Source organism: Variovorax sp. FW305-3-2-15-B-LB1 (assembly GCF_058787635.1).
In genome coordinates, this window is the sequence record NZ_JBYSZY010000054.1 from 32,883 (window position 1) to 42,723 (window position 9,841).

Below are 9,841 nucleotides of genomic sequence, written 5' to 3' on the forward strand. Positions count from 1 at the left end.
TCTCATGGATCGCCGCACCCTTCTCGCCACGCTCGCCTCCGGCGCCGCCGTGGCCGCAGCCCCCTTCGCCCACGCACAGGACTACCCCGCGCAGCTCATCAAGTGGGTCGTGCCGTACCCCGCGGGCGGCGGCACCGACGTAATCGCGCGCGTGCTGGCCGAGGCCATGCGCCAGACGCTGGGCCAGCAGATCGTGGTCGACAACCGCCCCGGCGCGTCGACCAACATCGGCGCCGACCTGGTCGCCAAGAGCAAGCCCGACGGCTACACGGTGCTGTCGGCCGACAACGCCGTGCTGGCCTTCAACGAGCACCTGTTCAGCAAGCTGCCGTTCAGCCCCGAGAAAGACTTCACCTACATCGGCGCCATCGGCAAGTTCCCGCTCGCGCTGGTCGTGCACCCGGACTTCCCGGCCAAGACCTTCAAGGAGTTCCTGGCCTACGTGAAGGCCAACCCCGGCAAGGTCAACTACGCCTCGCCGGGCAACGGCTCGCCGCACCATCTGGCGATGGAAATGTTCAAGGCGCGCACCGGCACCTTCATCACCCACATCCCGTACCGCGGCGCGGCGCCGGCCATGGCCGACGTGATGGGCGGCCAGGTGCCGTGCATGTTCCTGGACCTGGCCTCGGGCCTGCCGATCATGCAGGGCAACAAGGTGCGCGTGCTGGCCATCGGCTCGGGCGCGCGCAGCAAGCGCCTGCCCGACGTGCCGACGCTGGCCGAAGTGGGCGTGCCCAACACCGAGGTGTTCGCGTTCCAGGGCATCCTCGGCCCGGCGGGCCTGCCCGCCGCCGTGGTGAACAAGCTCAACAGCGACCTGAACAAGGCCTTCAGCACGCCGGCTGTGCAAAAGCGCTTCGACGACTTCGGCATGGAAGCGATGCCCGGCACGCCGGCGCAGTTCGCGGCGCTGTCGCGCGCGGAGTCGAAGCGCTGGGGCCCGATCATCAAGCAGGCGGGCATCAAGCTGGACTGATGCCGCCCAGAGGCGTTCGTCCTAGCGGGCGAACGCTTTTCGCGAGCCGTCTTCGAAGACTTCGTCGTCGCGCTGCAGCTCGCCGTTCTCGTCCCAGCTGCGTTCGCGCGTCACGCGGCCCTTGTCGTCGAAGCTCGACTCGGCCAGCAGCTCGCCTTTTTCATTGAAGCGCTGGTGCGTGCCTACGGGCACCTGCCGGCCGCGCCCCGGCGCGAGGTAGCGGCCCTGCGCGGCGCGCTGGCCGCTGTCGTAGAACTCGGTCACGTCGACCGTGCGCTCGCTGCCGGCGCCGCTGTAGACGGCCTTGCTGCGCGGCTGGCCGTTGAGGTGGTAGCTGTCGTCGCTCAGGGGCTCGCCCGCGGCGTTCCAGCGCTGGTCGCGCACCAGCGAGCCGCGGTCGGAAAACTCCTGCTCGCGCTGGCGGATCGACGAGCGCCCGACCAGCAGCCACACGGTTTCGCGCCGCTTCACGCCTTCTGACGAAAAACTGCGCTCCACGCGCCGGTTGCCGGTGGTCTCGTCGACCACCGAGGGCTTGCCGTTGTCGTAGAACTCCTGCGTGCGCACGCGCTTGCCCGCCTGGTACGACAGCCGCGAGCGCAGCGTGCCGCGCGCGTCGAACAGGTCGACGTTCGACGGCCCGCCCGTGAAGCCGCACAGCCTGGCATCGTCGGCCACCGGCGCCAGCACCGGCGCCTCGGCGCAGCGCAGCATCGACATCTGGCCGCGCTCGGTGAACTCGACCATGGCGCGCTCGGTGCCGCGGTCGGGGTAGAAGGTGGCGCGCCGCAGCTGGCCGCCGGGGTAGAAGCTGCGCACCAGGCCGCGCTCCTGGCCGTCGTCGTACATGGCGTCGCGCAGCACCTGGCCACCGGGCGCGAACTCGCGCGCGCGGCCGTGCATGTTGCCCTTGGCGTTGATGGTGTGCTCGCGCGCGAGCTTGCCCTTTTCGTAGAAGCGCACCAGGCCCATGAAGACGCCGTTCTGCACCTGCTGCTCGCGCTGGAGCTCGCCGGTGCCACGGTCCTTGCAGCGCATCAGGCCGGTCTTGCCGGCGGTGCTGTTGCCGTCGGCCGGGCTCACGCGCTGGCCGTTGAGCTCGCACTCCTGCTGCGCGTGGACCCTCGGGGTACCCAGCAGCGCGGCCAATGCGATCGCGGCCAGGCCGAGGAGGGACGCGGCCGCCCGGGGCGCCCGAAGATCGGAAGCGGGCGGGCGCAGGGTCACTTGTCGTAGAGCGTGTCGAGCGAACGGAAACCCTTGACCTCGATCGGGTTGCCGAAGGGGTCGCAGAAGAACATCGTCCACTGCTCGCCCGGCTGGCCTTCGAAGCGCACCTGCGGCTTCAGCACGAACTCGGTGCCGGCGGCTTCGAGGCGCCCGGCCAGCGCCTGCCAGTCGGGCAGCGCGAGCACGATGCCGAAGTGCGGCATGGGCACCATCGCGTCGCCGACGCGGCCGGTGCGGGTGGTGGCGAAGGGCTCGCCCAGGTGCAGCGAGATCTGGTGGCCGAAGAAGTCGAAGTCGACCCAGGTGTCGGTGCTGCGGCCTTCGGCGCAGCCGAGCACGTCGCCGTAGAAGCGGCGGGCGCCGTCCAGGTCGCGCACGTGGAAGGCAAGGTGAAAGATGCTTTGCATGGTTTTGGATTATGGGCAGCGGTGCTGTGAGAATGCCGGACTTTCTTTCAATCATGGAGCTCGCCTTGCGGATACTCCGAGCCCTCGTCGCACCGCTGCGCCTGCTGTCGCGCGGCACCGACCGGCCGGCGCCCCAGCGCCTTCTTGCACGTCTGACCCGCCAGGCCTTCGCGGCAGTCGGTGGTTGTTTCATCGCGGTGGCCGCACATGCCGCTGCCTGCCCGCCCTCGGCCATCGCCAGCCTGGAGAAGCCCGGCATCGGCCTGCGCAATGGCATCGACCGCGGCCTGCTGTGGCGCATCGAGCGCGACGGCCGCACCTCGTGGCTCTACGGCACCCTGCACCTGGGGCGCGGCGAATGGGTGCGTCCCGGCCCCACCGTGCAGAAGGCGCTGGCGCAGAGCGACACGCTCGCGCTGGAGCTCGACTCGCGCGACGACGCCACGGTGCGCGCCCTGAGCCAGCCGGCCGACCCGGCCGCGGTGGCGCGCGTGCTCAGCGGCGAACGCGCCCGCCGGCTCGAGCGCCAGAACGCCGAGGCCTGCGTGCCGCCGGGCTCGACCGCCCGGCTGTCGCCCATCCTGCAGGTGACGGCGCTGACCGCGCTGGCGGCGCGCGCCGACGGGCTGTATGCGGAGTTCGGCGTCGACGAGACGCTGGCCGTCTCGGCGCGCAACAGCAACAAGCCGATCGTCGCGCTCGAGAACGCGGCCGACCAGCTGCGCTGGCTCACCGGCGGCTCCGAAGCCGAGGAGGCCGAGCAGATCGACGCCATGCTCGACGAGCTCGAATCGGGCCGGCTGCGCGGCCAGCTCAAGACGCTGGCCGATGTCTGGGCGCGCAGCGACGCGGCCCGGCTGGCACGCTACGCCGAGTGGTGCGAGTGCCTGAACACGCCGGCCGAGCAGCGCCTCATGAAGCGCCTGCTCGACGACCGCAACCCCGGGCTGGCCGACGGCATCGAGCGCCTGCATGCGGGCGGGCGCAGCGCGTTCGCCGCGGTCGGCGCGCTGCACATGGTCGGCGCGCAGGGCCTGCCCACGCTGATGGCGGCGCGCGGCTTTCGCGTCACGCCGGTGCTCACCGAGGCGCAGGCGCAGCAGGCGCTGCCGATGCCGGCGCTCGCCGCGCCCGAGCCGCCGGCCCGCAAGGCGGTGCGCGGTGGCAAGAACGTCAAGGGGCAGAAGGCCGTCAAGGGCGCTGGCCAGAAGGCGACCGCGAAGGGCGGGGCCAAGCCGACCGCCAAAGCCGCTGCCGCGCCGAAAGGCAAGGCCGCACCCCGTGCCGCCCCCAAGGCCACCAACAGCAAAGTGCGCCGATAATCTCGACCGCCATGCACACGTTGCTCCCCCACCCCCGCCTGATCGGCCGCCTCGGCCGGTGGGTGCTGCTGTGGTTCGTGCTGTCGCTGGGCGTGGCGGTGGCGTCGCCGGTGGTGCATCCGCAGGCGATGGAGCTGGTGTGTTCTGGCGCCGGCACCATCAAGGTGGTGGTGCACACCGAAGACGGCGTGCAGGACATGGGCGCCACGCACATGGACTGCCCGCTGTGCGTGCTAACCGGCGCGCCGCCCCCGCCGCCCGTGGCCGCCGCGTTCGATGCGCCCCTGCCGCTGGGGCGCGTGCTTCAACCCATTCCCGCCGCGCGCCATGCCGCGGCCACGGCCGCGCCGCTTCCGGCCCGTGGGCCCCCGCGTTCCGCCTGAGCGATCAGCAACAGCGCTGTCTGTCGGTGCACCCCAGGTGCGCGCAGGCAGTCCCTTTGGCTTGAAGTTCGTGGAGCCGGTTCCCCATGAAGCAGCACTCCCGCGCCCTGGCGATCGCCATGGCATTTCCTTTCAGCGCGCCGGTGTGGGCGCAGCAGCAAACGCCGCCGGACATTGATCCGCCGGAGGCCGGCGCTGCGGCCGCCCCGGGCCGCACGCTGGGTACCGTCACCATCAGCGGTGGCCGGCCGACCTCGCTGCCGACGCAGATCCCCACCACCATCGAAGGCGTGACCGCCGAGCAGATCGCCGAGACGGTCAACGCGACCGACGCCGAAGACGCGCTCAAGTACCTGCCGAGCCTGCTGGTGCGCAAGCGCTACATCGGCGACTTCAACCACGCGGTGCTGGCCACGCGCGCCTCGGGCACGGGCAACAGCGCGCGTGCGATGGTCTACGCCGACGGCATCATGCTGTCGAACCCGCTGGGCAACGGCGCCACCTTCGCGCCGCGCTGGGGCATGGTGTCGCCCGACGAGATCGAGCGCGTCGACGTGCTCTACGGCCCGTTCTCGGCCGCCTACCCGGGCAACTCGGTGGGCGCCGTGGTCGACTACGTGACGCGCATGCCCACGCAGCTCGAGGCGCACGTCAAGCTCAGCGGCTTCACCTCGAACTTCGACCTGTACAACAGCCATTCGTCGCCGGGCGGCCAGCAGCTCGACCTGTCGCTGGGCAGCCGCAGCGGCGACTGGTCGTGGTGGCTCGGCGCCTCGCGCACCCACAGCAAGGGGCAGTCGCTGTCGTTTGCCAACCGGCTCGTGAGCGCCGGCACGGTGGGCAGCGCGGGCACGCCCGTCACCGGCGCGGTGCTCGGGCTGAACCCGTCGAACCAGCCGTGGTGGCTGCTGGGCGGCATCACCGCCTACGACACCACCCAGGAGCAGGCCAAGCTCAAGCTGGCCTACGACTTCTCGCCCACGGTGCGCGCCACCTACACGCTGGGCGCCTGGCACAACACCACGCACGGCAGCACCGACACCTACCTGCGCGATGCGCTCGGCCAGCCGGTGTACGGCGGGCGCGTGAACCTCGGCGGACGCACCTACAACCTCGACGCACCGGCGGCGGCCTTCGCGCCGACCGAGACGGCGCTCACGCACTACATGCACGGCCTCTCGGTGAAGAGCCACACCGGCGGCGTGTTCGACTGGGAGGTGGCGGCGAGCCTGTTCGACTACGCGAAAGACACCTCGCGCACGCCGACCACGGCGCTGCCCGGCGCCTTCTACGGCGGCCCCGGCCGCACCACCGACATGGGCGGCACCGGCTGGCACACCTTCAAGGCCGCGGGCACCTGGCGGCCCACCGGCTCGGCCGAAGGCGTGGGCGCGCACGTGGTCGACTTCGGCGTCCAGCAGGACACTGCGCGGCTGCGCAGCGCCATCGGCAACACGCGCGACTGGATCGGCGGGCCGGCCGTGTCGCCGTTCTCCGCCTTCAACGGCAACACGCGGCTGCGCTCGCTCTACGTGCAGGACACCTGGCGCTTCGCGAAAGACTGGAAGACCACGCTGGGCCTGCGCCACGAGCGCTGGGAGGCCTACGGCGGCCAGCTGGGCAACGCGGCGCGGCTGCTCGACTTCGCGCCGCGCAAGAACAGCTTCGTCTCGCCCAAGGCCGCGCTCGCCTGGCAGGCCACGCCCGACTGGCACTTCAAGGCCTCGGTCGGCCGCGCCGTGCGCATGCCCACCGTGAGCGAGCTCTACCAGGGCTCGATCGAGGGCAACCGCATCGTCAACACCAACCCCGAGCTGCGCCCCGAGCGCTCGTGGACCGCCGAGCTGAGCGCCGAGCGCGACCTCAAGCGCTGGGGCGTCGACGGCGTGCTGCGCACCACGCTGTTCTTCGAGCACACGAAGGACGCGCTGTACACCCAGGCGCTCACCAACCTCGTGAGCACCGTGCAGAACGTCGACGCCATCCGCACGCGCGGGCTGGAGGTGGCGATCAACACGGTCGACGCGGGCATCCAGGGGCTGGACCTGGGCGGCAGCCTCACGCTGACCGATTCGAAGATCACCGCCAACCGCGGCTTCCCGGCCAGCGTGGGGCGCGACCAACCGCGCGTGCCCAAGGTGCGCGCCTCGCTGCTCGCCACCTACCGGCCCGACGCCAAGTGGAGCTATACCGTCGGCGCGCGCTACAGCGGGCGCCAGTACGGCACGCTCGACAACAGCGATCCGAACGGCATGGCCTTCATGGGCTTCTCGAAGTTCTTCGTGGTCGATGCGCGCATCCGCTACCGCATCGACCGCCAGTGGAGCGCCGCCGTCGGCATCGACAACCTGAACAACCGCACCTACTGGGCCTTCCACCCGTACCCGCAACGCACCTTCGTGGCCGAACTGAAGTTCGACCTCTGACCCTCACTTTTTCCTCCCCAAGGACACACGCCATGACGAAGCTTTCGACCCCCACTTTCCACATCCTCGCCGCCTGCGCCCTGCTGGCCGGTGCCGGCGCCGCCGGCGCCCACGTGAGCCTGCCCCCGGGCGGCGCCACCGTCGGCAGCGAGTACAACGCCGCCTTCCGCGTAGGCCACGCCTGCGAAGGCGCCAAGGCCACGACCGGCCTCGCGGTGCGCCTGCCCAAGGGCTTCGTGCTCACCGACGCGCAGGCGCGCAAGGGCTGGAAGCTCGACGCGCCCAAGGCGGGCAGCGCCGAAGGCGAAGTGCGCTGGACGGCAGAGACGCCGCAGAACGCGCTGCCCGGCAGCGAGCGCGGCGAGTTCGTGCTGCGCGGCAAGGTGCCCGCCACGCCGGGCCCGCTGTGGTTCAAGGTGCGCCAGGACTGCGACGTCGGCAGCGTCGACTGGGCCGAAGTGCCCGCCGCGGGAAGCACCACGGCCGGCCTGAAGAAGCCCGCGGCCAAGCTCGACGTGGTGGCGCAGGGCGTGGCCACGGTCGACGTGCGCGACGCCTGGGTGCGCCAGTCGGTGCCGGGCCAGAGCGGCACCGGCGCCTTCATGAAGCTCACCGCGCCCACGGGCACGAAGCTGGTCGGCATCTCGACGCCTGCCGCCGGCGTGGCCGAGGTGCACGAGATGAAGATGGAAGGCGACACCATGCGCATGCGCGAACTCGCGGGCGGCCTCGAGCTGCCGGCCGGCAAGACCGTCGAGCTCAAGCCCGGTGGCTACCACGTGATGCTGATGGACCTGAAGGGCGCGATGACCAAGGGCGCGACCGTGCCCATGACCCTGAAGTTCGAGGACGCCAAGGGCGCGAAGACGACGCTGGAGCTGAAGCTGCCGGTCGGTGCGCCCGAAGGCGCCGCCGCTGCCGCTGCGCCCGCGGCGGGCGGTGCGCACCAGCACAAGCACTGACCCCGGCGGGGTCTGGCCGGACCGTCAGAGCAACTGGTCCGGCGCCAGCGGCCCGAACAGTCGCAGCAGGAAGCGCAGCGTGGCGCTCGCGTCGGGCTCGGTGTCCGTGTCCTGCAGGCCGCTGCCTTCGGGCGCGTGCCACACCAGCGTGCCTTTTGCGAGCTCGACATGCCAGGCGCGCTCGCGCATGCCGCGCTCGATCTGCTCGGCCGCCATGCGCGAGAGTTCGCCGCTGCGGATCAGCAGCGCGATCTCGGTGTTCTGCAGCTGCGAGCGCAGGTCGAGGTTCATCGAGCCGACCACCAGCAACCGGCCGTCCATCACCAGCACCTTGGAGTGCAGCATCGCGCGCGATTCGCCGCTGACGCTGCCCGCGCCGCTGCCGCCCGAGGAGCCGAACACATTGCCGAAGTCGGCCTGCTCGCTGCGCAGCTCGTAGAGCTCCACGCCGGCGGCGAGCAGCGCCTTGCGGTGGCGCGCATAGCCGACGTGGGCGATGGGCGCGTCGTTCGAGGCCAGTGAATTCGTCAGCACCCGGATGCGCACGCCCCGCGCGCGCGCCGCGGCAAAGGCCTGCTGCATGTCGGGGCCGGGCACGAAGTAGGGCGAGATGATCAGCAGGTCGGTGCGCGCCTGGCCGATCAGGTGCAGCAGGCCTTCGACCACCGTGTCGCCGCTGGAGGCCAGGTCGGCCAGCGCGGTGGCGCTGCGCGAGGGCAGCTCGGGCCGACTGACCACGAGGTCGGGGTTGCGCACCGCGCCGGGGCCGCTGTCGGCCGGGATCTTGCCGGGCGCGTCGGCCAGCATCAGGGCCGGGGCCCAGACGAAGGCGGCGCTGCGTAGATCCAGCGGCTTCTCGTCCCAGGCGCGGGCGCGCTGCTCGGCCGTGGGGCCGGCGCCGGGGCGCGGCTCGCCGTCCGGGGGCTTGGGCTGGTTGCGTGCTTCGGCCGCTTCGTCGCTGAGTTCCTGGTCGACCCGGCGCGCGCGGTCGCGGATGCGCTGGAACTCCTCGCGCGAGACCAGCGACTGCACGGGGTAGGCGCGCTCGTTGTTCCAGTAGCTGTCGAAGCTGCGCGAGAGGTCCTGCACGATCGGGCCGGCCGCCAGCACGTCGACGTCGACGAAGTTGCCGGTGATGGCATTGCCGAAGTAGGCGTCGCCCAGGTTGCGCCCGCCCGTCACCCCCATCACGTTGTCGGCCAGGAACAGCTTGTTGTGCATGCGCTGCTGGATGCGCGAGACCTCGCCGATGGCGTTGAGCATGCGGTTGAAGCCGGTGCCGCGCGAACCCGCGAGCGGGTTGAACAGCCGCATCTCGATGTTCGGGATGAAGGCCAGGCCGAGCACCAGCGCGTCGCGGCCGATGGTGTGGAAGTCGTCCAGCAGGATGCGCACCCGCACGCCGCGCTCGGCCGCCGCGCGCAGCCCGCGCACCAGCCGGCCGGTGCTGGCGTCGGCGTGGATGGCGTAGTACTGCAGGTCCAGCGTCTTCTGTGCGTTCTCGATCAGCGCCAGCCGGCTGCCGTAGGCGGCCTGCGGGCCGCCCAGCAGCAGGAAGCCGGAATCGAAGCGCGCCTTGTCGGCGTTGCGGCGCTCCCGCAGCAGCGTGGCCAGCGCCGTGCCGTCGGGCGAGGCGAGCGCGGTCGAGACGGGGCGGTCCACGTCCTTCGGAAGCTGCGCGCAGGCGCCGAGCACCATGAGGGCCAGCAGCGCGACGCTGCGGCGGACCAACGCGTGGAAGGAAGAAGAAGGCATGCGGCGGGGTCTTTCCGGGGGCTTGGGAAGGCGGTGCCGCATGTATAGCCGAGTTGGCGCCCGTCGTGGGTGGGACGGGCGGCCAACCGGTGAGGGAAGAGGGCGCTCAGCGCCCGGCGCCGAGTTCTTCCTGGCGCTCCAGCGCGGCGAGCAGCTCGTCGTCGATTTTCGCGTGGCGCTCGCTCAGCTCGACCGCGCGCGAGGCGTCGCTTGCATAGATGGCGCCGCCGTCGAGTTCGAGCATTTCGCTGATGCGCTTCTGCTCGGTTTCGAGGGCTTCGATCTGCGCGGGCAGGGCTTCGAGTTCGCGCTGCTCCTTGTAAGAGAGCTTCTTGCGGGGACCGCCGGTGGGGGCTGCAGCGGGTGCAGCCGCGGGG

The 9,841-nt window shown here is 71.4% G+C and carries 9 protein-coding genes; 5 read left to right on the forward strand and 4 right to left on the reverse strand.

Annotation, left to right across the window (positions count from 1 at the left end; all coding sequences use genetic code 11):
* The first annotated feature begins 4 nt into the window (after window positions 1-4).
* On the forward strand, window positions 5-979 hold the full coding sequence (locus tag AC3WQR_RS25440; protein ID WP_492744470.1) for a Bug family tripartite tricarboxylate transporter substrate binding protein: 975 nt from the start codon (window positions 5-7) through the stop codon (window positions 977-979).
* A gap of 21 nt (window positions 980-1,000) precedes the next feature.
* Here the strand turns inward: AC3WQR_RS25440 and AC3WQR_RS25445 are convergent, their stop codons facing one another.
* Together AC3WQR_RS25445 and AC3WQR_RS25450 are read right to left on the reverse strand one after the other, a co-directional pair.
* Window positions 1,001-2,200: a toxin-antitoxin system YwqK family antitoxin gene (locus tag AC3WQR_RS25445; protein ID WP_492744488.1), complete on the reverse strand. Its 1,200-nt coding sequence runs from the start codon at window positions 2,198-2,200 to the stop codon at window positions 1,001-1,003.
* A gap of 2 nt (window positions 2,201-2,202) precedes the next feature.
* On the reverse strand, window positions 2,203-2,616 hold the full coding sequence (locus tag AC3WQR_RS25450; protein ID WP_062482861.1) for a VOC family protein: 414 nt from the start codon (window positions 2,614-2,616) through the stop codon (window positions 2,203-2,205).
* 65 nt (window positions 2,617-2,681) lie between these two features.
* Between AC3WQR_RS25450 and AC3WQR_RS25455 the strand changes: the two genes are divergently transcribed.
* From AC3WQR_RS25455 to AC3WQR_RS25470, 4 genes are all read left to right on the forward strand, one after another.
* Window positions 2,682-3,938 carry a TraB/GumN family protein gene (locus AC3WQR_RS25455; protein WP_492744473.1) on the forward strand — a complete coding sequence of 419 codons (1,257 nt, stop codon included), beginning with the start codon at window positions 2,682-2,684 and terminating at the stop codon, window positions 3,936-3,938.
* A gap of 11 nt (window positions 3,939-3,949) precedes the next feature.
* A complete protein-coding gene (locus AC3WQR_RS25460) occupies window positions 3,950-4,321 on the forward strand; it encodes a DUF2946 family protein (protein ID WP_492744475.1) in 372 nt (123 codons plus the stop codon).
* 86 nt (window positions 4,322-4,407) lie between these two features.
* On the forward strand, window positions 4,408-6,747 hold the full coding sequence (locus AC3WQR_RS25465) for a TonB-dependent receptor (protein ID WP_492744478.1): 2,340 nt from the start codon (window positions 4,408-4,410) through the stop codon (window positions 6,745-6,747).
* A 32-nt stretch (window positions 6,748-6,779) separates the two neighbouring features.
* Window positions 6,780-7,709: a copper chaperone PCu(A)C domain-containing protein gene (locus tag AC3WQR_RS25470; RefSeq protein WP_159274650.1), complete on the forward strand. Its 930-nt coding sequence runs from the start codon at window positions 6,780-6,782 to the stop codon at window positions 7,707-7,709.
* A 24-nt stretch (window positions 7,710-7,733) separates the two neighbouring features.
* Here AC3WQR_RS25470 and AC3WQR_RS25475 read toward each other — a convergent pair whose 3' ends face one another.
* Entirely contained in the window at window positions 7,734-9,464 is a 1,731-nt protein-coding gene (locus AC3WQR_RS25475) for a phospholipase D family protein (protein ID WP_492744481.1), read from the reverse strand.
* A gap of 106 nt (window positions 9,465-9,570) precedes the next feature.
* A partial coding sequence (locus AC3WQR_RS25480; protein ID WP_492744483.1) for an ABC transporter C-terminal domain-containing protein occupies window positions 9,571-9,841 on the reverse strand: 271 nt, incomplete at its 5' end.

Bases quoted from the DNA above. Each gene is read 5' to 3' on its own strand.
- AC3WQR_RS25440 (WP_492744470.1), top strand. From the start codon at position 5: ATGGATCGCCGCACCCTTCTCGCCACGCTCGCCTCCGGCGCCGCCGTG.
- AC3WQR_RS25450 (WP_062482861.1), bottom strand. From the start codon at position 2,616: ATGCAAAGCATCTTTCACCTTGCCTTCCACGTGCGCGACCTGGACGGC.
- AC3WQR_RS25460 (WP_492744475.1), top strand. From the start codon at position 3,950: ATGCACACGTTGCTCCCCCACCCCCGCCTGATCGGCCGCCTCGGCCGG.
- AC3WQR_RS25465 (WP_492744478.1), top strand. From the start codon at position 4,408: ATGAAGCAGCACTCCCGCGCCCTGGCGATCGCCATGGCATTTCCTTTC.
- AC3WQR_RS25470 (WP_159274650.1), top strand. From the start codon at position 6,780: ATGACGAAGCTTTCGACCCCCACTTTCCACATCCTCGCCGCCTGCGCC.
- AC3WQR_RS25475 (WP_492744481.1), bottom strand. From the start codon at position 9,464: ATGCCTTCTTCTTCCTTCCACGCGTTGGTCCGCCGCAGCGTCGCGCTG.